The 26,341-nt window shown below is 69.3% G+C and carries 22 protein-coding genes and 1 pseudogene; 17 read left to right on the forward strand and 6 right to left on the reverse strand.

What is annotated here, in order from left to right; all coding sequences use genetic code 11:
- The first annotated feature begins 442 nt into the window (after nucleotides 1-442).
- The gene (locus ASC55_RS12095) at nucleotides 443-1,456 is read left to right on the forward strand and encodes a hypothetical protein (RefSeq protein WP_055875756.1); all 1,014 of its coding nucleotides are present in this window, start codon (nucleotides 443-445) and stop codon (nucleotides 1,454-1,456) included.
- A gap of 67 nt (nucleotides 1,457-1,523) precedes the next feature.
- A complete protein-coding gene (locus tag ASC55_RS12100) occupies nucleotides 1,524-1,790 on the forward strand; it encodes a hypothetical protein (protein WP_055872001.1) in 267 nt (88 codons plus the stop codon).
- Nucleotides 1,791-2,178: 388 nt separating this feature from the next.
- Here the strand turns inward: ASC55_RS12100 and ASC55_RS12105 are convergent.
- The 3 genes and pseudogenes from ASC55_RS12105 to ASC55_RS12115 form a co-directional block, all read right to left on the reverse strand.
- Nucleotides 2,179-3,075 (reverse strand): annotated as a pseudogene (locus ASC55_RS12105) (Gfo/Idh/MocA family protein); the annotation flags it as partial.
- Nucleotides 3,072-4,085: a Gfo/Idh/MocA family protein gene (locus ASC55_RS12110; protein WP_055875758.1), complete on the reverse strand. Its 1,014-nt coding sequence runs from the start codon at nucleotides 4,083-4,085 to the stop codon at nucleotides 3,072-3,074. The pseudogene ASC55_RS12105 and the gene ASC55_RS12110, both read right to left, overlap by 4 nt.
- Nucleotides 4,082-5,266 (reverse strand): ROK family transcriptional regulator, encoded by a 1,185-nt coding sequence (locus ASC55_RS12115; protein ID WP_055875760.1) that lies wholly within the window; start codon nucleotides 5,264-5,266, stop codon nucleotides 4,082-4,084. Before ASC55_RS12115 ends, ASC55_RS12110 begins: the two co-directional genes overlap by 4 nt.
- A 189-nt stretch (nucleotides 5,267-5,455) precedes the next feature.
- Here ASC55_RS12115 and ASC55_RS12120 point away from each other — a divergent pair, with 189 nt between their 5' ends.
- The 9 genes from ASC55_RS12120 (at nucleotide 5,456) to ASC55_RS12160 (ending at nucleotide 15,847) form a co-directional block, all read left to right on the forward strand.
- Nucleotides 5,456-6,697, forward strand: coding sequence for an ABC transporter substrate-binding protein (locus ASC55_RS12120; RefSeq protein WP_055875762.1), 1,242 nt, complete (start codon nucleotides 5,456-5,458; stop codon nucleotides 6,695-6,697).
- Between the two features lie 76 nt (nucleotides 6,698-6,773).
- Complete coding sequence (locus ASC55_RS12125) at nucleotides 6,774-7,679, forward strand: carbohydrate ABC transporter permease (RefSeq protein ID WP_047523748.1); 906 nt, start codon at nucleotides 6,774-6,776, stop codon at nucleotides 7,677-7,679.
- Nucleotides 7,676-8,581 carry a carbohydrate ABC transporter permease gene (locus ASC55_RS12130; RefSeq protein WP_047523747.1) on the forward strand — a complete coding sequence of 302 codons (906 nt, stop codon included), beginning with the start codon at nucleotides 7,676-7,678 and terminating at the stop codon, nucleotides 8,579-8,581. The genes ASC55_RS12125 and ASC55_RS12130 overlap by 4 nt, the downstream gene beginning before the upstream one ends.
- 19 nt (nucleotides 8,582-8,600) lie before the next feature.
- Nucleotides 8,601-9,635, forward strand: coding sequence for an NAD-dependent epimerase/dehydratase family protein (locus ASC55_RS12135; RefSeq protein WP_055875765.1), 1,035 nt, complete (start codon nucleotides 8,601-8,603; stop codon nucleotides 9,633-9,635).
- Nucleotides 9,635-10,696: a dihydrodipicolinate synthase family protein gene (locus tag ASC55_RS12140; RefSeq protein ID WP_055875767.1), complete on the forward strand. Its 1,062-nt coding sequence runs from the start codon at nucleotides 9,635-9,637 to the stop codon at nucleotides 10,694-10,696. Before ASC55_RS12135 ends, ASC55_RS12140 begins: the two co-directional genes overlap by 1 nt.
- Nucleotides 10,693-11,706 (forward strand): hydroxyacid dehydrogenase, encoded by a 1,014-nt coding sequence (locus ASC55_RS12145; protein ID WP_055875769.1) that lies wholly within the window; start codon nucleotides 10,693-10,695, stop codon nucleotides 11,704-11,706. The genes ASC55_RS12140 and ASC55_RS12145 overlap by 4 nt, the downstream gene beginning before the upstream one ends.
- Nucleotides 11,703-12,659, forward strand: coding sequence for a Gfo/Idh/MocA family oxidoreductase (locus ASC55_RS12150; RefSeq protein ID WP_055875777.1), 957 nt, complete (start codon nucleotides 11,703-11,705; stop codon nucleotides 12,657-12,659). The genes ASC55_RS12145 and ASC55_RS12150 overlap by 4 nt, the downstream gene beginning before the upstream one ends.
- Nucleotides 12,656-13,573, forward strand: a complete 918-nt coding sequence (locus ASC55_RS12155) for a GNAT family N-acetyltransferase (RefSeq protein ID WP_055875780.1) — start codon at nucleotides 12,656-12,658, stop codon at nucleotides 13,571-13,573. Before ASC55_RS12150 ends, ASC55_RS12155 begins: the two co-directional genes overlap by 4 nt.
- A 108-nt stretch (nucleotides 13,574-13,681) precedes the next feature.
- Nucleotides 13,682-15,847: a peptidase C14 gene (locus ASC55_RS12160; RefSeq protein WP_082524326.1), complete on the forward strand. Its 2,166-nt coding sequence runs from the start codon at nucleotides 13,682-13,684 to the stop codon at nucleotides 15,845-15,847.
- A gap of 276 nt (nucleotides 15,848-16,123) precedes the next feature.
- On the opposite strand, the gene ASC55_RS12165 is transcribed toward ASC55_RS12160, so the two are convergent.
- Together ASC55_RS12165 and ASC55_RS12170 are read right to left on the reverse strand one after the other, a co-directional pair.
- Complete coding sequence (locus ASC55_RS12165; protein WP_055876164.1) at nucleotides 16,124-16,966, reverse strand: SDR family NAD(P)-dependent oxidoreductase; 843 nt, start codon at nucleotides 16,964-16,966, stop codon at nucleotides 16,124-16,126.
- A gap of 8 nt (nucleotides 16,967-16,974) precedes the next feature.
- Nucleotides 16,975-17,625: a GntR family transcriptional regulator gene (locus tag ASC55_RS12170; RefSeq protein WP_017830085.1), complete on the reverse strand. Its 651-nt coding sequence runs from the start codon at nucleotides 17,623-17,625 to the stop codon at nucleotides 16,975-16,977.
- 150 nt (nucleotides 17,626-17,775) lie between these two features.
- Here ASC55_RS12170 and ASC55_RS12175 point away from each other — a divergent pair, with 150 nt between their 5' ends.
- From ASC55_RS12175 to ASC55_RS12200, 6 genes are read left to right on the forward strand one after another with little or no spacing between them, the layout of a single operon-like run.
- On the forward strand, nucleotides 17,776-19,140 hold the full coding sequence (locus tag ASC55_RS12175; RefSeq protein WP_055875783.1) for an MFS transporter: 1,365 nt from the start codon (nucleotides 17,776-17,778) through the stop codon (nucleotides 19,138-19,140).
- Nucleotides 19,140-21,323: a hypothetical protein gene (locus ASC55_RS12180; protein WP_055875788.1), complete on the forward strand. Its 2,184-nt coding sequence runs from the start codon at nucleotides 19,140-19,142 to the stop codon at nucleotides 21,321-21,323. The genes ASC55_RS12175 and ASC55_RS12180 overlap by 1 nt, the downstream gene beginning before the upstream one ends.
- A 34-nt stretch (nucleotides 21,324-21,357) precedes the next feature.
- The gene (locus tag ASC55_RS12185) at nucleotides 21,358-22,749 is read left to right on the forward strand and encodes a hypothetical protein (protein ID WP_055875791.1); all 1,392 of its coding nucleotides are present in this window, start codon (nucleotides 21,358-21,360) and stop codon (nucleotides 22,747-22,749) included.
- Nucleotides 22,750-22,802: 53 nt separating this feature from the next.
- On the forward strand, nucleotides 22,803-23,564 hold the full coding sequence (locus ASC55_RS12190) for an SDR family NAD(P)-dependent oxidoreductase (RefSeq protein WP_055875794.1): 762 nt from the start codon (nucleotides 22,803-22,805) through the stop codon (nucleotides 23,562-23,564).
- A complete protein-coding gene (locus tag ASC55_RS12195; protein WP_055875796.1) occupies nucleotides 23,561-24,637 on the forward strand; it encodes an enolase C-terminal domain-like protein in 1,077 nt (358 codons plus the stop codon). Before ASC55_RS12190 ends, ASC55_RS12195 begins: the two co-directional genes overlap by 4 nt.
- 40 nt (nucleotides 24,638-24,677) lie before the next feature.
- A complete protein-coding gene (locus tag ASC55_RS12200; RefSeq protein ID WP_235563363.1) occupies nucleotides 24,678-25,490 on the forward strand; it encodes an SDR family NAD(P)-dependent oxidoreductase in 813 nt (270 codons plus the stop codon).
- Nucleotides 25,491-25,502: 12 nt separating this feature from the next.
- Here ASC55_RS12200 and ASC55_RS12205 read toward each other — a convergent pair whose 3' ends face one another.
- Entirely contained in the window at nucleotides 25,503-26,333 is an 831-nt protein-coding gene (locus ASC55_RS12205; protein WP_055875800.1) for a zinc-ribbon domain-containing protein, read from the reverse strand.
- Between the last annotated feature and the right edge of the window lie 8 nt (nucleotides 26,334-26,341).

Raw genomic sequence — 26,341 nt, forward strand, 5'->3', positions numbered from 1 at the left:
GTCCAGGTTCTTGGGGGTCTCCACGCGACGTCCGTGGACGTACACGCCGTTGTCGATGAGCGCCATGATGCGGCTCCGTTCTCGCAGGGGCACGGCGGCAGGGAGCACCGTGGGCGGATTCGTCAGTGGGCGGATGACGCCGCCGACGGCTGCGAGGAAGGACGTGCGAAGCGGACCGGAAGGTCAACGCGTGAGCGCAGGGAGTCTCGACGCAGCGAGGGCGGCGTCGTAACTGTCACCGGAAATCTGCCGTCGCGCGGCCCGACACCTCTATGGCGACCTTTGTGCACGTTTGATGGACCTTCGTCGAACCGGCCGGTGGCCATGAGCTTGTCCCCCAAAAAGCCTACAGCGGTAGGCCTGCGGTGGTCGGTACTTTTGCTGCACCGTCTTGATGTTGCGCTGTCTGCGCAGCGGCCGGCTAGAACTGAATGGATGTGAGATGAAGAAGATCAAGGTTGCTCTGGTAGCGCTGACAACCGTCTCTCTGGTATTGGCGGGAACTCCCGCTATTGCCGCCGAGGACGACTTAGCGGGGGATGCGGCTCAGTCCGTTGCCGCGGCGGTGGAGAATCACCCCCTCGCCGAAGATGCTGAGATTATTGCGCCCGAGGCTCGTGACGGAGTGTTTGTCGCTGATTCTGAAGCAGCGCAGATCACCGTGCCGCGTACAGTCGATATGCCCATTGATGTTTCCCCAACGGGGCATTGGGCGGGAGCCCTGACTGGGATCAGCGTTGGTCTCCCGGAGCCTGTTCAGGGGGCCGCAACTGAGGTTGCAGATGACGGGAGTGTGGTAGCTGATGGGGACGGCGTGCAAGCGGTCGTCCAGACACTTGAGGGTGGTCTTCGGCTGAGCACAGTTATCGACGGGCCGAGTGCACCTACTTCCTTCGCCTACGAGCTGCCTGAGGATCTGGATATCACCCTTAATGAAGATGGGTCCGCCACGCTGTCAAGGACGGCAACCGGGCTTGACGAAGAAGGCAATGAAGTGTCCTTCACGGCTGAAGTGGGCTATGTGGGAGCTCCGTGGGCGGCTGATGCAGATGGTTCGGAGATCGAGACTCGGTACGAAGTCGTTGGCAACGAACTGATCCAGTACGTGGAGCATGGGCCCGGGACCAGCTATCCGGTTGTCGCCGACCCGACGTTCTGGTGGGGATGGAATGTGTACGCAAGCAACACGGTGGTCAGCCAGATCACCAAGCTGCTTCTGGGCGGGTCTAGCGCGGCTCTCTTGGCGAGCCGGATCACTGCGCTCATCCCCGCGGTTGGCACGTTGACCACGAACGTCATTGCTCTCGCTGGGGCGCTGCTTGCTTTCGGTGCAGCTGCGATCAACGCCTGCAACTGGAACAATCGGGGTGTCTACTTTGGCCACACCTGGGTCACTGGCGTTTTGCCTTTCGCCCCATCTATCGTGAGGAACGGGTACTTCTGCGTTCCCAACTAGTTGGTAGCGTGGGTCCAGGTGGAGCGAGGCGGCTCCCCTGGACCCACAAGGCGTTCGAGGGGCTCATATGACGGCTGTGATCTTGGTTGTCGTCCTGCTTGTGTCAACCATTGGGCTGATGCCGCGTCCTGGCCAGTCGAGGGGATTGTCCCGCGTCGTCCTGGGTGTTCTAGCCCTGGCCGAGGCGGCGTTGATCGTCCTTCTGCTGACGGACGAGGCGATCTCCTCAAGCCCATGGGTCGTTGCGGGCATAGCTGTTCTCGCCGCGATCGTCGTGACCTTCTGGTGCTTCGCTGTGGTCTCCGAATTGCAGCGGCCGACTGACTCATCCTGACAGTTCGCGAAACTGAATCCATCCACCGCTGAAGGACTCATTCGCCGCGATCGCGACGGACCTTCTTCTTTCCCTCGGTGAGATCTGGAAGACGAGTCTTGATCTCAGATTCCTTGAGATTTGTGGGGCGCCTCAGGCAATCGATCTGTCTACACTTAGGCGAGCGTGACGACCTCGCCGCCGCGAGCCGCAGAGGCCTGGGCGGCCGTGGCGATCTCGACCGTGCGGATGCCCACGCCGGCGTCGGGCTGCGGCTGCCGGCCCTCGCGCACGGCGTGCACGAACTCGTCGAGCAGCAGCGCGTCGAGGTCGGCGCCCACCGGGCTCCAGGTCTCGCCGTGCGCATCATGCCCGGCGACGCCCTTGGCGAAGGGGCTGACGGTGACGNCTCGTCGAGCAGCAGCGCGTCGAGGTCGGCGCCCACCGGGCTCCAGGTCTCGCCGTGCGCATCATGCCCGGCGACGCCCTTGGCGAAGGGGCTGACGGTGACGGTGCCGCGCTCGGCGACGACCTGGAGGGTCAGCCCTCCCCAGGTGGCCGAGCTCATCGGCCAGCTCCAGGAGCAGTCGATCGTGGCGATGACGCCGCTCGGGTACCGGATCGAGACGAGTCCGCCGGTCTCGACCTCGAGCTCGCGCTCGGCGTGCAGGATGCTGTTCGACACGGCGCGCACCGACTGGGCCCGCTCGCCCAGGAGCTCGTCGAGCAGGTCGGCGCAGTGCACGACATGGTCGACGAGCGCGCCGCCTCCGGCCAGTTCCGGATCGGTGAACCAGGCGCGGTCCTGCGGGAGCTTCCCGTTGTTGATGCCGGTGACGCCGAGGACCTTCCCGAGGCGACCGCTGCGCAGCTCGGTGATCGCGTCGCGCACGCTCGGCGCGAAGCGCACAGGGTAGGCGACCATGAGGATCACGCCGGCACGCTCGCAGGCCTCCTGCATCGCGGCGGCATCCTCGACCGTGGTGGCCAGCGGCTTCTCGCACAGCACGTGCACCCCGGCAGCGGCCGCGCGCTCGACGAGGGCGCGGTGGCGGGAGTTCTCGGCGGCGATCACCACGGCGTCGGGCTTCCAGGCGAAGGCCTCGTCGTAGGTGTCGACGTACGCGACGCCGAGCTCGGCGGCCAGGGCCGCGCCCCGGAGCGCGTCGTCGGCAGCCGCGGCGCCGTCGGGATCGGCGGCGACCAGCTCGACGCCCGGCATCGCTTTCAGCGCGTGCACGTAGCTGAGCGAGTGCGTGTGCGCGAACGAGAGCACGGCGATCCGCAGCGGGACGGGAGTGTTCATCGGGCGGCCTCCTCGGCGTCGGCGGCGGAGCGTTCGGGCAGGGTGATCGGGGCTCCGACGGCGATCGAGGCGTACGCGGCCTCGGCCACGGCCACGGCCTCGATGCCGTCGGCGGGGCTGACCCTCGCGTCACGGCCCTCGCGCACAGCGGCGACGAAGTCGGCGATCTCGGCGTAGTACGGACTCTCCTGCGGAGACATCGGCGGCAGATAGTCGGTGTCACCCTCGGGGAGCACGGCGTCGGTGCGCAGCGCGTTGTCCTCGGCGCTGTCGTAGCGCAGGCGTCCCTCGGAACCTGCGACCTCGACGCTCGTGCGGAAGGGCATGCCCGGCGCGACCCAACTGCCGTGGATGTGGCTGATCACGCCGTTGCGGTGCGTCAGCACGACATGCGAGGTCACGGGGGCGGGCACGCGGTCATCGACCGTCGGCGGGCTCTGCACCGCATAGACCGTCGCGACGGGACCGGCGAACCAGACCGCCTGGTCGATGTCGTGGATCATCAGGTCGCGGATCACGCCGCCACCGGCGCTCTCCGAGAAGAACCACGGGGTCTGCGGGGCGGAACCTGCGCGGCTGAACCGCTGCACGGCGAGCGTGCCGATGCGACCGGCGTCGATGCCCGCCTTGATCTGGGCGTACTCGCCCATGTATCGCACGACGTGGGCAGGGAAGAGCCGCACACCGGCCTCTTCTGCGGCGCGGGCGATGGTCGCAGCGGCCTCGGCGGTCGCCGCGAGCGGCTTCTCGCAGATCACGTCGAGTCCGCGCGCGATGGCCCGCTGCGCGAAGTCGGCGTGGGTGCTGCTCGGGGTCACGATGTCGACGATGTCGACCAGACCGATGAGCGTGTCGACATCGGGGACCAGCTCGAATCCGTACTCCTCGGCGATCGCCTCGGCTCCCACGAGAGAGGTGACGTACCCCTCGGCGCCGAGCGCCCGCCAGGCGTCGGCGTGCACGCGGGAGATTCCCCCGGCGCCGACGAGTCCGACCTTCAACGTGCTCACTGCTTCTCCTCGGTGTTCTCGACGGTGGTGTCGTCGGTGCCGGCCGCCTCGATCGGCAGCGGGGTGATCGGCGGGGCCGGCATGTCCTCGATGCCGTAGATCTCGGCGGCGTGGCGCTGGAACGCGTGCACGACCGCTCCGTGCGCGGCGGCCTCGGCGCCCAGTCGCGCTTCGGCGATCGGCACCTGGAACGGCAGGCCGAGGTGGCCGGGCAGGGCGGCCCGAAGCGGGTCGAGCAGCTGCTCGTGCGCTGCGGACAGTCCGCCGCCGATCACGATCATGGCCGGGTCGACCGTCATGGTCAGGGTGGCGATCCCGTGGGCGAGTTCGTCGATGAAGCCGTCGAGCTCCCGCTGGGCGGCCTCATCGCCCCCGCGGGCTTTCGCGAACACCTCGGCTGCGGTCGGCGCCGTGCGCCACGAGATCTGACCCGTCTCGGTGTTCAGCCCCCGGAAGGCGAGCCGGCCGATGTCGCCGGCGGCGTTGTGGATGCCGCGCCGCGGACGTCCGCCGAGGATCAGTCCCATCGCGATGCGGTTGCCGACCGAGAGGTAGATCACGTCGTCGACCAGCTGCGCGACACCGAGGTGGTGTTCCGCGACAGCTGCGAGGCGCACGCCGTTGTCGACGGCGACCGGACAGCCGAAGGTCTGCCGCAGCTGTGAGCCGATGTCGATGCCCGACCATTCGGGGATGACGACGGAGGTGGTCACGCGCCCCGCATCATCGACGATGCCGGGGAGCGAGACGCCGACCGCGCGCACCTTCGAGGCGGGGATGGAGACGGCGGAGAGGGTGCGGCGCACATCGTCGATCACAGCGGCGAGCTTGGAGGCGCCGTCGGGCTGCGCGGCCACACCGGAGTAGCTGCGCTGCGCGATCACGAGTCCGGACAGGTCGGCGAGCACCACGCGCACGCTCGCGACCCCGATGTCGACCCCCACCACGGTGCCAGCGGCGCCGTGGAAGGAGTAGCGGCGGGCGGGGCGTCCGGCGCCGCCGCCGTTCTGAGCGGGAGCGTCGACGATCAGCCCGGACTCGGCCAGGACGGTCACGGCGTTTTCGACCGAGGTGCGCGAGATCTCGAGCGAACGAGACAGGTCGTTCACGGTCGCGGGCCCGACATCGCGCAGCTGCAGAGCGGATCGCGCAACGATCGAGAGCGGACTGGTCACGGCCATGTGCGGTCCTTCCTTCTTCTCCGTCGTCGGGTGCGATCAAATTAGCACACCCAATTCTCAGATCAAGCTTTGATGTTCTCGAACGGGAAACACGGCTGAAACACGGGTCTGAGAACTTGTACTTGACGAATTATCCCATTGCAGTGTCATAATGAACCGTACTCAGCACGGTATAAGCAAAGGAGCACCATGCGCGTCAGCAAGATCACCGGCGTCGTCGCGGGATTCGCGGCCGCCACCCTGTTGGCCGGATGTTCGGCCGGCGGAGGCAACGCCGCAGAGGGTGAGCAGGACATCACGGTCTGGCTCTACCCGGTCATCGCCGACGAGGCGGTGCACAAGGACTTCTGGGACTCGACGATCGCCGACTTCGAGAAGCAGAACGAGAACATCAACGTGAAGTACGAGATCTTCCCGTGGGCGAACCGCGACGAGGCTCTCCAGACCGCGATCGCGGCCGGCAAGGGCCCCGACGTCGTCTACCTCATCCCCGACCAGCTCGCGGCGTACCAGAAGTCGATCGCCCCGCTCAATGATCTGTTGAGCACCGAGCGCCAGGATGATCTGCTGCCGAACGTGAAGAAGTCGGTCACGCTCGACGGAGACATCCTCGGGGCTCCGATCCTCACCAGCGCCCAGCCCCTCATCTGCAACGCCGCCGCGTTCGAGGCCGCGGGCGTCACCGAGTACCCCGAGACCTGGGACGACGTCACCGCGATGGCCCCCGCCTTCACGGAGAAGGGCATGTACGCCCTGAACTACCCGGCATCCGCGGAGAACACCCTCAACCTCACGTACTACCCGCTGCTGTGGCAGGCCGGTGGCGAGGTCTACACGAAGGACGGCGACGTCGGGTTCGACAGCAAGGAGGGCGTGCAGGCGCTCACCTTCCTCACCGACCTGGCCGAGGCGGGCGCTCTCGACCCCGAGGCGCTCACCACCAACGTCCCGCTCGAGCAGACCGCCGTCGCCCAGGGCAAGGTCGCGTGCACGTGGAACAACGCGGTCAACGAGGTCGTGCCCTTCTGGGGCGAGGAGAACGTCAAGGTGATGGCGCCGCTGACCGAGAAGGAGTCCGTGGCCTACGGCACGGTCGGATCGCTCTCGGTGCTCAAGGGCTCCAAGGCGCAGGACGCTGCGGCGAAGTTCGTCGAGTACGCCACCGGCGCCGACGTGGTCGAGCCGTACCTCAAGGCGGCCGGCTACTTCTCGGCGCTCAGCACCACCGCCCCGCTGTACGCGGACGACCCGCTGCTCGGCGAGGTCGAGAAGTACGTCCCCGACACCACGGTGGGCGAGCTCAACGCCTCGTCCCGCGCGCTCATGGGCGTGCTCGCGCCGGAGATCCAGGCAGCCCTCCTCGGGGACAAGACCCCGGAGGCTGCGCTGAAGGATGCCGCGACAGCCGCGGCACCGCTGATCAAGAAGTAACACGATCGGGGGCATGCGGAGCCCGAACTCCGCATGCCCCCGCACCCCTTCACTCCCCCCACGTGAGGTATCACTGATGACGACGGCAACCACGGCGAAGAGGCCCGCAGGGCGGGTCACCCGGGTGCTCGCACGACGAGAGGCGCGGATCGCTTTCCTGTTCGTGCTCCCCGCCTTCCTCCTTTTCATCGCCTTCCGCTTCGGCCCGAGCATCGCCGGCGTGGCCCTGAGCTTCTTCGACTACGACATCACGGGTGAGATCTCGTGGCGTGGTCTCGACCACTTCCAGCGCATGATCGCCGATCCGCTGTTCTGGCGGGCGATGGGCACCACCCTCATCTACACGGTGTGCGCCGTGCCGATCGCGCTCGTGCTGTCCACCGTGATGGCACTGGGCGTGCGCCGTGCCTTCCGGGGCGCGCGCTTCTTCCGCTCGATCTTCTTCCTCCCCGTCATCACCTCTCTCGTGCTGGCCGGGTCGATCTTCGTCTGGATCTTCTCCGCGAACGGTCCTTGGTCGGCGCTGATGGCACCGCTGGGGCTCGGCGGATCCTGGCTCGGCAGCACCGTGCTCGTGATCCCCGCGATCGTCGTCGTCGGTGTCTGGTCACGCTTCGGCTACGGGATGATGATCCTCATCGCCGCGCTGCAGGACGTTCCCCGCGAGCTCGAGGAGGCGGCGCTGGTCGACGGCGCCAACGCCTGGCAGCGCTTCCGGTACATCATCCTCCCGGTGCTGCGTCCGACCTTCTTCTTCCTCGCGGTGATCGAGACGACCGCCGCCTTCCAGGTGTTCGACGTCATCTACGTGATGACCCAGGGCGGACCGGCGAACGCCAGCTACTCGCTCGTGTACATGCTCTACGACCAGGGCTTCCGCTACTTCGACTACGGCTACGCGGCCGCGATCGGTGTGGCCCTGTTCATCATGACCCTCGTCGTCGCGCTCATCCAGCGCCTGGTGATCGGAAAGCAGAAATGACCGCTCTGTTGCAGCCTCCGACCCAGGCGCCGGCGACGCCGCCGAAGATGTCGACGAAGCAGCGTCGCGCCTACCGTGCGCTCCAGCCCACCGGATGGGGAATCGTCGGCCGGTGGATCTGGCTGAGCCTGGCCGGCATCCTCAGCTTCTTCCCGTTCTACGCGATGGTCGTGCTGAGCCTGAAGCCCGGCATGGTCGTCGAGCTCCCGGGTTCCCTGCTGCCCTTCCAGGACATCTCGTTCGAGGCCTACGAGCAGGTGCTCGCGGGACAGAACATCCTCGGCTGGCTCGGCAACACCCTCATCTACTCCCTCGTCTCGGTCGTCGCCGTACTGTTCCTCTCGGCGCTCGCCGGCTACGCCTTCGCGAAGAAGCGCTTCCGCGGCAAGGAGGTGATGTTCTGGTCGTTCCTGGCGATGGTCATGGTGCCGTTCCACGTCACCCTCATCCCGACGTTCATCCTCATGGCCAACCTCGGCGGCGTCGACACGTACTGGGGTCTGATCCTGCCGTCGCTCGCGAACGCGCAGGCCGTGTTCCTGATGCGGCAGTTCATCCAGGGACTGCCGGATGAGCTGTTCGAGGCCGCCCGCATCGACGGCGCGGGGGAGTTCCGCATCTTCCTGCGGATCGTGCTCCCGCTGTGCAAGCCGATCCTGGCGACGCTGGGCATCTTCGTCTTCCTGTGGCACTGGAACGACTTCCTGTGGCCGCTCATCATCGCGAAGTCCAACGCGATGTTCACACTCACCGTCGGCATCTCGTCGCTGCAGCAGCAGAACGTCCCGCTGAGCACCATGCTCGCCGGATCCGTCGTGGCGCTGCTGCCCATCTTCCTCGCGTACCTCATCGCTCAGCGGTACGTGCAGGAGGGCGTGGCCGGTACGGGCATCAAGGGCTGAGAAGAAGGGAAAGCACCACATGACTCAGCACCAGTTCACTTCCGAGGCGGAACTCGAGGAGGCACTCGCCACTCCGAGCGCCGGCCTGATCGACGACCTCGCACGGGGTGCGGGCGACCTCGTGATCCTCGGCGCCGGGGGCAAGATGGGCCCGACGCTGGCCATGCTCGCGCGCCGCGGGATGGATGCCGCCGGGCGCCAGGGCGACGCGGTCTACGCCGTCTCCCGCTTCGGTGACGCGGCGATCCGCGAGCGTCTGGAGACCGCGGGGGTGAAGGTCGTCCCATTCGACCTGATCGAGAACGACGACTTCGCATCGCTGCCGGACGCCCCCAACGTGGTGTTCATGGTCGGGGCGAAGTTCGGAGCCGCGACCAACGCCTCGTGGGCGTGGGAGGTCAACGCCGCCCTGCCCGACCGGGTGGCGCGCCGCTACCGCGACAGTGCCATCTCGGTGCTCTCGACGGGCAACGTCTACCCGTTCCTGCCCGCGTCCTCCGGCGGAGCATCCGAAGAGGTGCAGCCCGCACCGATCGGCGAGTACGCGCAGTCGTGCCTCGGGCGCGAGCGGGTCTTCGAGTTCGGCGCCCAGGAGCGCGGTACGAAGGTCGCGATCATCCGCCTGAACTACGCCGTCGACCTGCGCTACGGGGTGCTCGCCGACATCGGCAGCGCCGTGCATGCGGGCCAGCCCGTGTCGGTCGCGACGGCCAACGTCAACGTGATCTGGCAGGGGTATGCGAACGAGGTCGTGCTGCGCAGCCTCGTGCACGCCTCGACCGCTCCGTTCGCGATCAACCTCACCGGCCCCGAGCTGCTGAGCGTGGAGTCGATCGCCCGTCGATTCGGCACCCTGTTCGACCGCGAGGTCACGATCGTCGACGAGCCCCAGCCCACCGCGCTGCTCAGCGATGCCCGGCGCTGCATGGCCCTGTTCGGCTACCCGTCCGTCTCGGCCGAGACGCTGATCGGGTTGCAGGCGGACTGGATCGAGAAGGGCCTTCCGATGATCGCCAAGCCGACCAAGTGGGCCGTGCGGGACGGGAAGTTCTGATGGCGGTTCCCACCCTGCGACCGGAGGCTGCGGCGACCCTCGCCCGCGGCGCCGTGATCCCGGCGCATCCGCTCGCGCTCACCGCCGATCGGCGCATCGACGAACGCCGTCAGCGCGCCCTCACCCGCTACTACCTCGACGCCGGTGCCGGGGGCATCGCCGTGGGAGTGCACACCACCCAGTTCGAGATCCGCGATCCGGAGCACGCCCTGTTCGAGCCCGTGCTCGCGCTCGCCGCGGAAGAGCTGGACGCGCGGGCGAGCGCCGATGTCGTACGCATCGCCGGTGTCGCCGGCGGCACGGCTCAGGCGGTCGCCGAGGCCGAGCTCGCCCGTGACCTGGGCTACGACGCCGTACTGGTGAGCCCTCGCGTGGCCGGCGCCGACGAGCGCGCCCTGCTGGAGCGCGCCCGGGCCGTGGGCGACGTGCTGCCGGTGGTCGGCTTCTACCTGCAGACCGCGATCGGCGGCCCCGTGCTCGACCGCGACTTCTGGCGCGAGTTCGCCTCGATCCCGGCCGTGGTCGCGGTCAAGGCCGCCCCCTTCGACCGCTACCGCACGCTCGAGCTGGTGCGCGGCGTCGCGGCCTCGGGCCGCGCCGACGAGATCGCGCTCTACACCGGGAACGACGATGCGATCGTGGCCGACCTGCTCTCCGAGTTCCACGTGGAGTCGCCCTCGGGTGCGCGCACGCTGCGCTTCGTCGGCGGGCTGCTCGGCCAGTGGGCGGTCGGCACACGCGCCGCCGTCGCTCTCCTCGAACGCGCGCAGCGGGCGATGGCCGGCGATGCGCAGGCCTACCGCGAGCTCGGTCTCGTCGCCTCCGACATGGTCGACGTCAACCAGGCCGTGTTCGATCCCGGCAACGACTTCGACGGCGTGATCGCCGGCGTGCACGAGATGCTGCGTCAGCAGGGTCTGCTCGACGGCGTCTGGTGCCTCGACCCCGCGGAGGGTCTCTCGCCGGGACAGGCCGAGGAGATCGCGCGGGTGCGTCACGCCTACCCCGACCTGAACGACGACGCCTTCATCGCCGAGAACCTCGAGGCCTGGTTGAGATGAGCGCGCAGAGGAGTGTGCCGACCGTGGTCGCGGTCGTCTCGGAAGAGCTCTTCACAGAGTTCTTCTCCGACGAGGATGCGGAGCGCCTGCGTGCGGTCGCGGCTCGTCTCGGGGGCACCTTCCTGCGTGTCGACCGCCTCGCGGACGCGGAGCTCGCCGAGGCGCGCATCGTCATCACGAGCTGGGGCGTCGGCCCGTTCGACGCCGCGGTGCTGGCATCGCTGCCCGCGCTCGCACTGATCGCGCACACCGGTGCGACGATCAAGCCCTTCGCGACCGACGAGCTGTTCGACCGCGGCATCCTGGTCACCCAGGCCGGTGCGGGGATGGCGCGGCCGGTGGCCGAGGTGTCGCTGACGTTCACGCTCGCGCTGCTGCACCGGGTGCCCGAGATGCACAACGCCCTGCGCTCCGGCGACGGCTGGTACGACGCGGATGCCGTGGGCGTGCAGCGCGAGATCCTCGGCACATCCATCGCCGTGATCGGCGCCTCCCGCACCGGGCGGGCCTACCTCGAACTGATCCGCGCACTTGGGGCCGAAGCGCTGCTGGTCGACCCGACGATCGATGCCGACGCGGCGGCGGCTCTCGGAGCCGAGCTCGTGCCGCTCGACGAGGCGCTGGGTCGCGCGCAGATCGTCGCGGTGCATGCTCCCACGCTGCCCGAGACCCACCATCTCATCGGTCGCCGCGAGCTCGCCCTGATGCGCGACGGCGCGGGGCTCGTGAACACCGCGCGCTCGTGGCTGGTCGACGAGGCCGCGCTGATCGAGGAGCTGCAGCGCGGCAGGCTCAACGCCGCGATCGATGTGTTCGACGAGGAGCCGTTCGCCGCGGACAGTCCGTTCCGGACGCTCCCCGGCGCGCTGGTGACCCCGCATCGGGCGGCCGGCACGAGTCAGGGACGACGGCGTCAGGGGCGGATCGTCGCCGACGAGGTCGAGGCCTTCGCCGCGGGACACCCGCTCGCACACACCGTCTCCCGCGACCAGCTGTCGTCGATGGCATGACCGGGACGCCGCTGCGCGTGGCCTTCGCCGGGCTCGCGCACTCTCATCCGCACACCGACGCCGCGAACGTCCGAGCGCTCGGCGCCGAGGTCGTCGGGGTGCACGATGCGGATGCGGCAGCGGCGAGCGCGTTCGCGGCACGCTTCGGCGGGGCCACGGCGGCCTCGGTCGGCGAGCTCGCGGCGCTCCGGCCCGACCTCGTCATCGCAACGCCGCGTCCGCACGAGGTCGGCCCTTTCCTGCAGGCGCTCGGCGGCGGCGCCGCTCCAGTCTTCGTGAACAAGGTGATGGCGGCGACGGCTGCGCAGCTCACCGAGGTCGACCGCGCGCTCGTGGCATCCTCCGTCCCCGTCGGCACGAGTTCCGTCCTCCGCTTCGCGCCTGCGCTCAGAGCTCTCGCCCAGGAGGTCGCGGCTCACGATGTGCTCGCGCTCCGTGTGCACGCCCAGCACGACAATGCAGCCTTCCAGCTGCCGGAGCGCGCATGGCAGGACGACCCACAGAGCGGCGGAGGCACGGCGGTGACGGTGGGGGTGCACGCCTGGGAGATGCTCGACGTGCTGCTGCCTGGTGCTGCTCTCGTCTCGGGATCGGGCTGGACGCGCTCGCGCCACGGATCGGCCACGGCGTCCGAGGATGCCGCCGGCGTCGAGGGCATGGTGCGAATGCCCGGTGCGGAGCGCGAGGTGCCGGTGCAGGTGCTGATCACCGGCGCGCCCGGTGTGGACGCCTACGGGGTGGACGTGGTGACGACCACCGGCATCCGCTCGGTAGCACTCGATGTCGGTGCGGAGGGAGGTGCGGACGCGAACGACGAGCTCGGGTTCCGCGGCCTGATCCGCGCGCTGCTCGATGCGGCGCCCGCGGGGGCGACCGTGGCGCCCTGGCACGAGGCGCGGAGCGTCGTGGCGAACAGCATCCGTGCCGCCGAGATCGCGCGGGGCGACGCATGAGCGACCAGCGCATCCGGGCCGCGCGCGTCGAGGACGAGCCCGCGCTCACCGCGCTGTGGGCGACCGCGTTCGCCCCTGCGCTCACGCCTGACCAGTGGCTCATCGACGATGAACGGTTCGCCCACACGATCGTGGCCGAAGACGATGAGGGCCTGTGCGGGTCGATCTACGGTCTGCCCAAGCGGCTGCGCGAATCCGATGGCGGCATCGCCGAGGTGCAGGCGATCGGCAGCGTCGCGGTCGCCGAGCGCTCCAGGGGACAGGGCCTCGCCCGCAGGCTCGTCACCGCGACGTTGCAGGCCGGGCGCGACGCCGACTGGGCGCTGCTGTTCACCGGCACCCCTGAGGTGTATCGCTCGAGCGGGTTCGAGACCTTCTCCATGCCGCGCACCCTGGTCGGGCCGTGGAGCCCTCCCGTGTCGGCCGAGACCGAGGGGCTGGTCGTGCGCGAGACCGTGGGGCTCGGGAGCCTCCGCCCACTGCGGGAGGTCTACGAGCGTTCGCGCGCGGGTCGAGTGGTCCTGGCCCCGGTGCGCGGCGACCGTGACCGGGCGATGGCCGAGGTGCGTATGAGGGGCGCGACCCTGTACCTCCGGGTCGACGGATCGGCGCTCGTCGGCTATGCGATCGCCGAGCGCCGCGGCGACATCGGCATGCTCCTGGAGAGCGCCGTGCTCCCAGGGCGCGGTGCTGCGCGCGATGACCTGCTCTCCGCCATCGGCGCGGACTGGGCATCCACCGGGGTGACGTCGTGCGATCTCGCCGTCCCCGCTCTCGAGGATGAGGAACGCGCACTCCGCGCCTTCGCCCCTGCGGCCGTGCGGCAGGACGACCGCACCGGGATGATCCGTCCGCTGCGGCGTGAGGCGCGGCTGCGCGGCATCCGCCACTTCACGGCGGGCGACTACTTCTGAGCGACCCGCTCGGAGAAAGCACTGGGGACTGGGGATCGATCGGATGATGCGGCCCGGCCGAACGACCGGACGCCTGACCGCGGCGATGACGCCGCAAGGAGGATGAGCATGACCCAGAAGACGAGCACGACCCCGCAGGAGAAGACCGACACCGCTGCTCTGCGCAGCAGACGCATGCTGCTCGCCGGTTTCGGAGCGGCAGCCATCGGCGGCGTGGCGGCCGTCAGTGCGCAGACCCCCGCGCAGGCCGCCGGCCCGATCGTCACGCAGGGCAACTCGGGCTCCTCGTCTGTGGCGAACGGCGGCACGGCGACCGATCTCGTCACGCGCAAGGGCAAGGACGGCGATCTGGTCCGCACGACCGGATACGCCGCGGCCGGTGACGGGGGCGGCGGGCTGTACCGCTTCGTGAAGAAGAACGCTCCGGCGGCGAACGGCGGCACCGTGCTCTCGGCCCCGAAGGGCGGGGCGTGGCTGCTCGTGCATGAGGGGGTCGTGGACTTCCGGATGTTCGGGATCATGGATGCGAGCGTCAACGCCGACGACGCGCTCGACGCCATGGTGAACGATGCGAGCATCCACCGCATCGAGGGGCACAGCCCCCTCAACTTCGTGCGTCGCCACAGGTTCTCGCGGTCGAACATCGCGTTCGACTTCGGCGGGCACCTCATGACGACCGTCGGCATCGAGAATGCGGGCAAGGACGACCCCTTCGCGGCGGTCATGTTCTTCCGCGGCGAGGTGACGGATGCCGTGCACGAGGCGAAGCTCGGCGAGGTGGTGCCCGATCTGGGTGACATCTTCCCGGTCGCCGACTCCTCGTTCTTCGCGGTCGGCGACTGGTACGCCGCTGAGGTGAACGCGCTGTCGGGTCGCTGGGAGCGCGAGCTGCAGCGGCTGGTGCAGGTCACGCAGATCGTCGATGGCACGCACATCCGCATCAACTACAAGAACGGCTGGCCGCTCGGCAAAGACCGCACGATGACCTGGCGCCGCGTCGTTCCGGTGCACGACGTGACGGTGTCGAACCTGAAGTTCCTCGGCACCGGGACCGACGAGTACACGGGCTCGCACCCGTTGGCCTTCGAGTACGCGGTGCGCTGCGACGTCGACCACATCGACGGCACCGGCACCTTCTGGCCGTTGATCCAGCGCCGGTGGAACACGTACTACTCGACCGTGAGCTGCACGCTGAAGAACCCCACCTCGGTCACCTGGGGTGGGGCCGGCTACCTGACGCAGCAGATCTACTGCCTCTACGGATACGTCGCCAACTGCCACACCGCGAACGCCCGGCACCTGAACGACTTCACCGCGAGCGCCTACTGCCTGGTGGAGAACTGCCACGGCGACGGCGACGACCAGGGGCCGTTCGTCACGCACGGGCAGTACGAGCACGACCTCACATACACCGGCAACTCGGGGTTGATGACCTTCGCGAACTCGGGGGCGGCCTGGGGATCGGCGGCCAAGCGCATCACGGTGCGCAAGCACGTGTGCTCGTGGTTCGTCGCCCGCGTGCGCATCACCGACCTCACCCTCGAAGACGTGCAGGTGATCGGCAAGCCGTCGCTCGCGGGATCGGGCATGCTGTGGATCAACGCCGACGGCGCGCAGCTGCGCGGGTGCACGGCATCCGACACCCTCGTGATCACGCAGGCCTCGGACAACTCCGCGCGGCCGACCGTGATCGCCGATTCGCACTTCACCTTCGTCGCACCGGGGGAGCTCACCAACGCCACGGTGAAGACGCCGGTCACGTTCGTGGACACCGTGCTCGACCGGGTCGGCGGCATGAAGATCGCCGGGGCCGGAGCGGTCACGTTCCGCGGCTCGACTCTCACGGCCGCCGACGACGCGGCGCCGGTCGTGACATCGTCGGAGCGGCTGCGGTTCGAGGGATCGACGCTTCGCAACGCCCGCATCGCCGCGGCGCGAGGCGAGCGGCAGTCGGTCGAGATCGCGGGGTCGGACGTCGCGATCAAGGGCGGCACCGGTGTCTCGCGCACCGGCGACGGCGAGCTGCACCTGACGCTGTCCGACAGCACCTTCCGCGCGGAGGGCTCGGCCACGCATGTCGCGGTCACGAAGGGCGCGACCCACTACCGCGCCGTCGGCAACCGTTTCGAAGGCGGCGCGCTCGAGCTGGCGGATGCCGCGTTCGGCGCATCGTCCACGCTGCTGCACACCGGCAACGTCGAGTCGGGTGTGACCCGCACGGCCTTCCCCGCCGCGGGCCCGCGTGTGGTGGATACCGCGAACCTCGTGGTCTGACGCTCTCCCGGGCGCGGGCCTCCGGGGCGGAGCATCCGTCGGGAGGTGCATCCGTCGGGAGGGGCATCCGTCGGGAGGGGCATCCATCGGGAGGGGCATCCATCGGGAGGGGCATCCATCGGGAGGTGCATCCGTCGGGAGAATGTCCGGATGTCGGACCGGAAAGCCTGATCCGGTCCGACATCCGTGAGATCTCCCGACAGGTGCGCACTCCGGGGAGACGAACCGGGGAACGCGAAACGGGCAGGCGAGCAGGGGCCGTTCGATGCGTTCGGGCTACGTGGCAGGGATGCCGACGAGCTCGGCGCTGCGCTGCCAGAGGGCCTCGGCGAGAGCGGCGTCGTTCACCTGCGGATTGATCTTCGTGGTCAGCTGGCGCTCGTCGTAGTAGGCGCCGGAGAACCAGGTCTCACCGGGGGTTCCCTCGATGAACCAGCGCAGTGTCGCACCGCCCTTATCCGCACCGATGAGCATGAGGTGCTTGAGCGGGGTGCGGTAGAGCAGCCGCATGATGCTCGATGAGTCGGACGCGAAGTTCGTCTGCACCGTGCCCGGGTGGAAGGCGACCGCGCTCAGCCCCTGGGCGTGGAACTTCGTGTGCAGGCTCTTGGCGAACAGCACGTTCGCGAGCTTGGCGTCGCCGTAGGCCTTGTTCGGGCTGAAGCGGCGGCGGTTGTCGAGGTCGTCCACGTCGAGATGACCGAACAGGCGGTGGGCGATGCTGGAGGTGTTGACAACCGCGCCCTCCGCCTTCAGCACGTGTGGGAGCAGCAGGTTCGTGAGCAGGAACGGCGCCAGGTGGTTGACCTGCATGGTCTTCTCGAAGCCGTCGACCGTCGGGGTCTGATCCCCGAAGATGCCGCCGGCGTTGTTCGCCAGCACGTGGATGCCGCTGTCGCCGACGGCGTCGGTGATCTTCGCGGCCAGTGCTCGCACGTCGTCGAGGCGCGCGAAGTCGGCGGTGAACCACGCAGCGCCCGTCTCCTCGGCGATGGCGCGGGTCTTCTCGACCGACCGGCCGACGAGGATGAGGCGATGCGGGGAGGAGGCGAGCTGGCGGGCGGCCGCTGCGCCGATCCCGTCGGAGGCTCCGGTGAGGACGATCGTCTGCGGGGTCACGGCGCGGATCACTCGGCCGTGGGGGTGATGCGCTCGACGGCCCTGGTCACATGCTCGGCGATCACGGCCTGCGCCCGCTCGGGGTCGCCGCTCGCGATGGCGTCGACGATCTGCTGGTGGCTGCGCACGTGCTCCTCCTGCTCCGCGGGGTCGAGGGCCGCGTTGGCGGCATGCAGGAATCCGGTGATCCGGCCGCGCAACTGGCCGCTCAGCTCGTCGAGGAAGCGGTGCTCGGCGAGATCGGCGAGCGTCTCGTGGAAGAGGCGGTCCTGGCGCAGCACCTCGTCGATGTCGCCGGGAGCCGCATCCGCCATCGCCTGGATGATGGCTCCGAGCCGGGCGGCGGATTCCTCGCTCCATCGCTCCTGCACACGGATCGCCATGAACTGCTCCAGCACGATCCGCAGGCTGGAGATCTCTTCCAGGTCCTGCGCGCTCAGCTGGGCGACACGAGCGCCGCGGCGGGGCTCGCGGGTGATCAGGCGCTCCTCGGCGAGCCGGGTCAGGGCCTCGCGCACCGGGATGTGGCTGACACCGAGCCGGTCGGCGAGCTTGCGCTCGACCAGGCGCTCGCCGGGGGCGAGCTCTCCGGAGTGGATGGCCGCGCGCAGCTCGTCTGCGACCTGTTCGGCGATGTTCTGATCCGAGACGCTGCGCATTCGGTGCCCTTCTCGATCCGCGGTTCCGTCTCGTCGAGAGGCGCGAATTCGTTCGCTCGATGCTATGGCATTTTCCGGATGAGTGGACACGGCCAGGGATTTGCTAGATGCTATAGCAAGCCCACTCGAACGATGACGAAGGAGTTGTCCATGGCCGGGAACGCATCCGCACCCGATACGCGAACGCCGGAGGAGGTCGGAGCCTCCGCCATGAAGAAGGCGATCTGGCGTCTGGGCCCGTTCCTCGGGCTGCTGTACCTGGTCGCCTACATGGACCGCAACAACGCGGGCTTCGCCAAGCTGGAGATGACGGCGGCACTGCAGATCACCGAGGCCGCCTTCGGGTTCGCCGCCGGCATCTTCTTCATCGGGTACCTGCTGTTCGAAGTGCCCAGCAACCTCCTGCTCGAGCGCTTCGGCGCCCGTAAGTGGATCGCCCGCATCATGGTCTCCTGGGGACTCGTCGCCGCCCTCACCGCCTTCGTGCAGGATGCCACCCAGTTCGCGATCGCCCGGTTCGTGCTCGGCATCGCCGAGGCCGGCTTCTTCCCCGGCGTGCTCCTCTACCTCACGCTCTGGTTCCCGCGGCAGTACCGCACCCAGGTGCTCGCAGTGTTCGTGCTGTCGAACCCGATCGCGAACGCCGTCGCCGCGCCCCTCTCCGGCTGGATGCTCGAGCTCCACGGCATGTGGGGTCTGGACGGTTGGCAGCTGGTCTTCCTCCTGCAGGGCCTCCCCGCTGTGCTCCTCGCCTTCGTCGTCTTCTTCTGGCTGCCCGACCGTCCGCAGGATGCGCGCTGGCTCGACCCGACCGAGCAGCGGTGGATCAACGACACCCTGGCGGCCGAGACAGCGGCGACCGAGCAGAAGCACGGGCGTCTGCGCCTGCGCGAGGTGTTCAGCAACGGACGTCTGTGGACCCTGATCGTGCTGTTCTTCGGTGTGGTGTTCGGCGCGTACGGGCTCGGCATGTGGTTGCCCACGATCGTGAAGAGCATGGGCGACTTCTCCAACTCCACGACGGGGTGGATCGTCGCGCTGCCGAATCTGTGCGCCGCACTCGTCATGCTCCCGTGGGAGCGTGCCGCCCGCAAGCAGGGCAACATCCCGCTGCAGATCGGCATCACGCTCACCATCACCGCGCTCTCGCTCATCGCGGCGGTCGCGGCGCAGGGCACGCCGATCCTCGCGCTCGCGGCGCTGTGCGTCGGGATGTCGGCGCTGTTCTCGACGACGCCGCTGTTCTGGAGTCTGCCGCCCATGGTGCTCACCGGCACGGCGGCGGCTGCCGGACTCGCCTTCATCAACTCGGTCGGCAACCTCGCCGGATTCGCCGGTCCGTATGCGATCGGCTGGATCAGCGAGACCACGGGGTCGGCGATCTGGGGTCTGCTCCTGATCGCCGGACTCACGCTGCTCGGTGCGACCATCGCCTTCGCGCTCAGCCGACGGGCGGACTTCACGGTTCCGGCCGAAGCGCTGCTGGCCGCAGACGCGAAGTCCGGGGTGCGGTGATGTCCCGCAGCGACGCGGATGCGCGTGTGCGTTCGACGAGTCGACGCGCCCTCGTGGCGGGGTTCGGTGCGGTCGCGCTCGGTGCGGCCGGCTCCCTGGCTGCGGCGTCACCCGCGCAGGGGGCTCCCACCGCGGCGGGGGCGAAGGACATCACCAGGGCGGACTCGGTCTCCGAGCTGTCCCGGCGCCGTGCGCGCGACGGCGAGGTGGCGATCGTCGCCGGTTACCGGACGCCCGGCGACGCCGGACTACTCGTTTACGTGGGGGTCGAGGCTGCGGACATCGAGGCCAACGGCGGCACGGTGATCGCCGGAAAGCGCGGCAGCAGATGGCTGCTGCAGCACGACGGCACCGTCGACTTCCGGGTCTTCGGCATCACCGGGCCCGAGACGGCGGCCGATGACGCGCTCGCCGCGATGGTGAACGACATCCGCGTCAAGCGGATCGCGGCGAGCACCGACCTGCTGTTCCAGCGACGGCATCGCTTCACCCGCTCCCACATCGAGATCGACTTCGGGGGCCACGTCATCACGACGGACGGGATCGAGGCGAACACCCACGACAACCCCTTCGGTGCGGTGATGTTCTTCACCGGGGTGTCGCGGGACGTGGTGGTCGAGCACCGCCTGGCAGAGGGCTGGCCCGAGCTGACGGACGCGGTGACTGTGCCTGATGCGGCGGCGTTCCCCGTGGACTCCTGGTGGGCGCTACAGTGCGACACGGTCGCCGGAGGCGGAGCCGATGAGCGCGAGATCCAGCGATTCGTCCGGGTGACGCAGCAGATCGACGGAACGCACATCCGGATCGACTACCTGAACGGCTGGCCGCTCGACACGGGGCGAAAGCTCATCTGGCGTCGGATGGATCCGGTCGAGGGCGTGCGCATCTCGAACATGCGGTTCCTCGGGGCCGGTCCCTTCGACGGACCGACGGACGGCTCCTTCCCGGACTCTCGCGAGCTCACCGGATCGCACCCGATCGCCTTCGAGTACGCGATCCACTGCGATGTCGCCGACGTGCACGCCAGTCGCACCTGGTGGCCGGTCATCATGCGGCGGTGGAACACCCACTTCACGACCGAACGCTGCTCGGTCGAGAACCCGCCCACGGTCTTCTACGGCGGCGCGGGCTACCTCACGCAGCAGATCTACAGCCTCTACGGGCGGGTGAGCGACTGCACATCGTCGAACGCGCGGCATCTCAACGATCTGACCGCCAGTGCGTACTGCATCGTCGAGAACTGCCACGGCGACGGTGACGACCAGGGCGGGAACCCGTTCACCACGCACGGTCAGTACGAGCACGACCTCACCTTCATCGGGTGCTCGGGGCTGATGGACATCGCCAACTCCGGCGCGCAATGGGGCACCGCAGCCAAGCGCATCACGGTGCGCGACCACGTCTGCTCGTGGTTCGTCGCGGGCACGAAGATCAGCGACCTGACGCTCGAGAACGTCCGGGTGATCGGGCGATCGACCTTCGACCCCCAGGGGACCATGACGATCAACGCCGACGGCGCCCAGTTGCGAGGGTGCACCGCGGGGCTGCTGGCCATCGGCCAGCGATCGACCAGGTCGTCGCGGCCGACGACCATCGAGGACTGCACCTTCGCGCTCCCCAAGGACCAGGTGCTCATCCAGACCCCCGTCACGGTCCCCGTGAGTTTCGCACGCTGCACGATCACCGGAATCGACGGGATGAAGGCTCGGGGATCCGGAGCGGTCGAGTTCGTCGACTGCCGGCTGAGCGGTCCGGCGACCGGCGCCCCCGCCGAACTCGGCGGGTCGAGGGTGACCATCCGGGGCGGCACGGTCCGTGACGTCGTGCTCACGGCGACCGCGGTGCGCGACCAGGCCATCGTGCTCGAGGGTGTCGAGCTGAGCACGGAGCGCGGCGAGGGCGCCATGCTGTCGCGGGCCGGCGGCGCGGGCGTGATCACCTGGCGGCTGAGCGGTGTGACGTCAACGGTGCCGAAGGGGGCGGCGCACGTCGACATCGGCGCGGGCATCAACCACGCGCGGGTCACCGGCGCACAGTTCGTCGGAGGACGGCTGCGGTTGGCCGCGGGCTTCTCCGAGCCGTCGACGCTGCTCTACAGCGACGCGGTCGAGCGCGGCGTCGAGACCGATCTCCCTGCAGACGGTGAGCGTGTCCTGATCGCCGACGTGCTGAAAACCGCCTGACCGGCGGCATCATGGAGAACAGGGAGGACCACGCGTGAACGACACCGCATCTGCCACGAAACTCGGCGATCGCATCCGCATCCCCCGCACCGAGGCGCGCATCGGCGTCGCCCGGCGCGACATCACCCCGCCCACCGGCATCCGGGCGAAGAACTGGGGCCCCGCCGACTGGGAGCGCTCTGAGGGGGCACACCGTCCGTTCGAGCTCACCGCGCTCGCCGTGGTCTCCGCCGACGAGCGCCCGCGGGTGCTGCTCGCGGTGGATGGCACGTGGTGGCGTCGCGTCGCCGACGAGCAGGGCGTGCGCGGGGCGATCCTCGACGGGCTGGGGCTCGACCCCGACCAGCTGATGCTCTCGCTCTCGCACACCCATGCCGGTGCGGTGCTGTGCGCCGCCGATGCGCATCTTCCGGGTGGCGAGCTGATCCCCGGATACCTCGAGGCGCTCGCCGCTGCGGGGATCGCCGCCGGGCGCGAGGCGCTGGAGAGCGCGGTCCCCGGACTCATCGAGTGGACCACCGGGCGCTGCACCCTGGCGGCCGATCGCGAGCTCGACGTCGACGGTCGAGCCCTCGTGGGCTACAACCCCGCGGGCGAGTCCGATGACACCGTGACGATCGGACGCCTCAGCGTCGACGGCATCGTGTGCGCCACTCTCGTGAACTACGCCTGCCACCCGACCACGCTCGCCTGGCAGAGCCGAGAGGTGTCGCCGGACTACGTCGGGGCGATGCGCGAGATCGTCGAGTCCGCCACAGACGCCCCGTGCCTGTTCGTGCAGGGCGCATCGGGCGAGCTGGCTCCGCGCGAGCAGTACACGGGCGACGTCGCGGTCGCCGACCGGCACGGACGCTCGCTCGGACACGCGGTGCTCGCCGCTCTCGATGCGCTGCCCGCCCCGGGGGAGGAGCTCACGCTCGACGAAGTCGTGGAGTCGGGTGCTCCGCTCGCGATCTGGACCGGGCGGGCAGCCGCTGGAGGGGAGGAGGCCGGCTCTTCGCTGACGAGTGTGGAACTGCCGCTGCGTGACCTCCCGACGCTCGACGAGCTCGCCGAGGAGTGGAAGGACATCGATCCGCGCTCGCGCGAGGAACGTCTGGGACGTGCCCGCAACCTGCGCGACGGCTACATCGACGGTCCCACCGTGCAGCATCCGATCTGGGCCTGGCGGCTCGGGGACGCGGTGATCGTGGGGCATCCGGGCGAGGCCTACTCGCGGCTGCAGACCACGCTGCGCCGCCGATTCCCCGAGACGCCGATCGTGGTGATGAACCTCACGAACGGCCCAGGTTTCGTGTATCTGCCGACGCGCGACGCCTATGACCGCGGGGCGTATCAGGCCTGGCAGACGCCTCTCGCGCCCGGGGCGCTCGACCTGCTCGAGGAGCATGCGGTGGCTGTCGTGGCCGATCTGCTCGACCGCTGACGGCACTCCCGATACACTTGCTATAGCAAATCTCGACCACTCTGAGGAGAGCAATGACCGCCCAGCGCCCTGTCGCCATCGTCACCGGAGGATCTGCCGGGATCGGCTGGGAGATCGGTCAGCGCCTCGCCGCCGACGGCTACCTCGTGGTCGCCGCCGACCGTGTTCCCGGGCTCACCGCAGCCGACAACCCGGCCGGCATCCTGTGGCGCGAGCTCGATGTGACCGACCATGCCGGTGTCGACCGCGTGTTCGGCGAGATCGAGACGGAGCTCGGACCGATCGAGGTGCTCGTCAACAATGCCGGCATCCAGCGCCACCGCGGCATCGAAGACCTCACCTGGGACGAATGGTCGGCCGTGGTCGACGTCAACCTGCACGGGGTGTTCTCGGCGCTGCAGGCCGCAGGAAAGCGGATGCTCCAGCGCGGCGAGGGTCGCATCGTGAACATCTCCTCCATCTCGTCGCGCGGCTCTGCGGGACGCGCCCCCTACGCCACGACGAAGGCCGCGGTGATCGGTCTGACCTCGACCGCGGGTGCCGAGTGGGCCTCGCGCGGGGTGCGGGTCAACGCAGTCGCACCCGGGTACGTCGACACGGGCGTCTTCCGCCAGGGTGTCGAGGCGGGCACGCTCAGCCTCGACACGATCCTGTCGCGCATCCCCGCGAAGCGTCTGGCCGAAGCGAGCGAGATCGCCGCCGCGGTCAGCTTCCTCGTGTCCGACCAGTCGCGGTACATGAACGGCCAGACGCTCTACGTCGACGGCGGGTTCATGGTCGACTACGGCGTGCCGCTGGCGAAGAAGCCCGAATGACGACGATCGCTCGCATCGACACGGCCACGGCCGTGCTGCCGCTCCCGGCACCCCTGCACCTGGGGGCGATGACCGTGACCCGCCGCGAGTACAGCGCGGTGCGGGCGACCGCTGACGACGGCCTGACCGGTGTGGCCTACTGCCTCTCGCGGGAAGCGCCGATGGCCGAGATGGTCGACCGCCTCGTTGCGGTGCACGCGGTGGGTGCGGATGCCGACGACCCCGCCGCGACCTGGGAGCGGATGCTGCGCGGCAGTGCCATCGTCGGTCGGGTGGGCTTGGTGCGGCGCGCGATCGGCCTGGTCGACATCGCGCTGTGGGACATCGCCGCGCGGCGTGCGGGCCTGCCGCTGTGGACGCTGCTCGGCACGGGCGACGGGCCTCGCGAATCGATGCTGGTCGCCGCGTATCCCTCTGCGGACCGGACTCCCCGCGAGGTGGCCGACGAGGTTCTCGCGCAGGCGGACGGCTGGACCAACGTGAAGATCTCCCGCATTCCGGATCCGGCATATATGCGCGACCTGCTCGCGATGCTGAACGCCGAGCTGCCCGATACGACCGGCCTGGTCGTCGACGTGGGCTTCGGCTGGCCCGATGCCGACACGGCGCTGACCGAGATCGCGCAGTGGGGCGACCCTCGGCTCGCGTGGCTCGAAGACCCGCTGCTTCCCGAAGACGCCGAGGGCGTCGCGCGCATCCGCCGGGAATCACGGCTCCCGGTCTCGGTCGGCGATGAGGTCACTGATCCGGCCGTGCTGAAGGCGCTCGTCGAGGTGGGCGGTGTCGACGTGCTGCGGCTCGATGTGGTCGCGATCGGCGGCGTGACACCGGCCCGCGAGATGATCGCGTGGGCGGCCGAGCGCGGTGTGCCGGTGTCGGGGCACGTCTATCCTGAGGTCACCGCGCACCTGGGCATCGGCGTCGAGACCTTCGCCCGCGGCGTCAATCCGTACGATCCTGCGCCGTCGTTCATCCTCGGCGGTCCGTCGTTCGAGGGCCGTGTGCGGCCGACGGATGCCGCGGGCCTCGGCTTCGCGCTCGATCCCACCGTCTTCCCATTCGAGAGGGACTGAGATGCCAGACTCCCCGCGCAGCTCTGTGAACCGCAGCTCTGTGAACCGCAGCTCTGTGAACCGCAGCGTCGTGAACCGCAGCGTCGTCGTGACCGGCAGCGGCAAGGGCATCGGCCGTGCCATCGCGGAACGTCTCACCGCCGACGGCTGGATCGTGGTCGGGCTCGAGCGTTCCCCGGGCTCCGGCACGCTCGAAGACGGCATCGTGGCCGAGGTCGTGCTCGGAGACGCCGCCGATCGCGCGACGCACGAGCGTGCCGCCGCGGCCGCCCGTGTCAGGGCGCCCCTCGCCGGTTGGGTCAACAACGCCGGGATCACCAAGCGCACCCCGCTGCACGAGCTCGACGAAGACACCGTGCGCGAGGTGCTCGACATCAACGGCTTCGGGTACATCTGGGGCTGCTCGACCGCCGTCTCCGCCTTCGTCGATCAGGGCGTGCCGGGCGCGATCGTGAACATCGGCTCGATCCACGGCCGTTCCAGCTTCACCGACCATGCCGCCTACGAGTTCACCAAGGGTGGCATCGACGCCCTCACCCGCAGCGTGGCCGTGTCGTACGGCGGTCTCGGCATCCGCGCCAACACCGTCGCTCCCGGCGGGGTGCGCACCCCGCACCTGGAGGCGCAGATCGCCCGCGCGGCCGACCCCGAGGCTGAAGAGCGGGCGCTCGCGGAGGGGCCGCCGATGGGCCGCATCGCCCGCGCCGAAGAGGTGGCAGCGCTCACGGCGTTCCTGCTGTCGGATGAGGCCCCTTACCTGTCGGGGCAGTCGATCGCCGTCGACGGCGCGTGGACGGCGTCGTTCGGCGACATCGCCATCGACCAGGGTTTGCGGGAGCGCTTCGAGCGCTGATCGGGCTCTGCGTCACCGCAGATAGGCATCCACGAGCAGTGCGCCACGAATGACCCGCAGCTCGTCGAGGATGCGGGCGATGCTCTTCCCACTTACCGAAGACAGCGTGAGGTCGTGCGGACCGAGGGGTTCGAGCTTCCCGGTGCGGATGCGGATCACCTCCCAGCCCGCGGCACGGAGCGCGCGGTCTTTGCGCAGGTTCGCGTCTTGGCGTTTGCCCACGTGCTCCAGGCCGTGACGGCCGACGGTGTCGTATTCGAGCGCGATCCGGAGCTCCGGGAACACGATGTCGGGCCAGACCTCGGTGTGGCGGAAGAACGGGCGCGAGACCTTAACCGCGTTCATGGTCGGGTCGAAGTCGATCACCGCGCCGAGCTCCGTTCGCAGGCGGCCCTCGGCAGCCGATGCAGGCTTCGGGGCGCACTCGCTGACGAACGCGGTGCCCGCGGGAAGGTCGGGCGTCTTCGTGCAGAGCGCGGGCGCGGGGCGACGGGGTGCGCGGGGGCGGGCGCGTGCTTCGCCGAGCACGACCGGCTGCGGACGGGCGAGCGCAGAGCACTCAGGGCACCATGCGGAGCGCCGCCGCACCTGTCCAGGGCGCTCGCGCTGCTCGGTCGGGGTGGCGGCGAACCGATGCCCGGCCGCGCACTCCCAGCAGAGCAGCACGTCGGCGGCGAGGGGGATCTGCGACAGTGCGATGCCGTGGTTCAGTTCCGGGTGGTATTGCCGCACCAGTTCCGGATACGCCGCCCATCCGGCGCGATAGGTGCCCACCTCATACGGAACAGCGCGACCGCGGGAGAACTGCCGTCGCGCCCACCACTGCTTCACCGGTTCCGGCACGCGCCGAC

It is taken from the genome of Microbacterium sp. Root322 (assembly GCF_001425645.1).
Lineage (GTDB): Bacteria > Actinomycetota > Actinomycetes > Actinomycetales > Microbacteriaceae > Microbacterium > Microbacterium maritypicum.

What these genes read in the sequence shown, in the direction of transcription:
- ASC55_RS12120 (WP_055875762.1), top strand. Translation starts at nt 5,456, where the DNA reads ATGCGCGTCAGCAAGATCACCGGCGTCGTCGCGGGATTCGCGGCCGCC.
- ASC55_RS12095 (WP_055875756.1), top strand. Translation starts at nt 443, where the DNA reads ATGAAGAAGATCAAGGTTGCTCTGGTAGCGCTGACAACCGTCTCTCTG.
- ASC55_RS12170 (WP_017830085.1), bottom strand. Translation starts at nt 17,625, where the DNA reads ATGCGCAGCGTCTCGGATCAGAACATCGCCGAACAGGTCGCAGACGAG.
- ASC55_RS12175 (WP_055875783.1), top strand. Translation starts at nt 17,776, where the DNA reads ATGGCCGGGAACGCATCCGCACCCGATACGCGAACGCCGGAGGAGGTC.
- ASC55_RS12130 (WP_047523747.1), top strand. Translation starts at nt 7,676, where the DNA reads ATGACCGCTCTGTTGCAGCCTCCGACCCAGGCGCCGGCGACGCCGCCG.
- ASC55_RS12190 (WP_055875794.1), top strand. Translation starts at nt 22,803, where the DNA reads ATGACCGCCCAGCGCCCTGTCGCCATCGTCACCGGAGGATCTGCCGGG.
- ASC55_RS12195 (WP_055875796.1), top strand. Translation starts at nt 23,561, where the DNA reads ATGACGACGATCGCTCGCATCGACACGGCCACGGCCGTGCTGCCGCTC.
- ASC55_RS12135 (WP_055875765.1), top strand. Translation starts at nt 8,601, where the DNA reads ATGACTCAGCACCAGTTCACTTCCGAGGCGGAACTCGAGGAGGCACTC.
- ASC55_RS12150 (WP_055875777.1), top strand. Translation starts at nt 11,703, where the DNA reads ATGACCGGGACGCCGCTGCGCGTGGCCTTCGCCGGGCTCGCGCACTCT.
- ASC55_RS12100 (WP_055872001.1), top strand. Translation starts at nt 1,524, where the DNA reads ATGACGGCTGTGATCTTGGTTGTCGTCCTGCTTGTGTCAACCATTGGG.
- ASC55_RS12125 (WP_047523748.1), top strand. Translation starts at nt 6,774, where the DNA reads ATGACGACGGCAACCACGGCGAAGAGGCCCGCAGGGCGGGTCACCCGG.
- ASC55_RS12180 (WP_055875788.1), top strand. Translation starts at nt 19,140, where the DNA reads ATGTCCCGCAGCGACGCGGATGCGCGTGTGCGTTCGACGAGTCGACGC.
- ASC55_RS12145 (WP_055875769.1), top strand. Translation starts at nt 10,693, where the DNA reads ATGAGCGCGCAGAGGAGTGTGCCGACCGTGGTCGCGGTCGTCTCGGAA.
- ASC55_RS12140 (WP_055875767.1), top strand. Translation starts at nt 9,635, where the DNA reads ATGGCGGTTCCCACCCTGCGACCGGAGGCTGCGGCGACCCTCGCCCGC.
- ASC55_RS12115 (WP_055875760.1), bottom strand. Translation starts at nt 5,266, where the DNA reads ATGGCCGTGACCAGTCCGCTCTCGATCGTTGCGCGATCCGCTCTGCAG.
- ASC55_RS12155 (WP_055875780.1), top strand. Translation starts at nt 12,656, where the DNA reads ATGAGCGACCAGCGCATCCGGGCCGCGCGCGTCGAGGACGAGCCCGCG.
- ASC55_RS12160 (WP_082524326.1), top strand. Translation starts at nt 13,682, where the DNA reads ATGACCCAGAAGACGAGCACGACCCCGCAGGAGAAGACCGACACCGCT.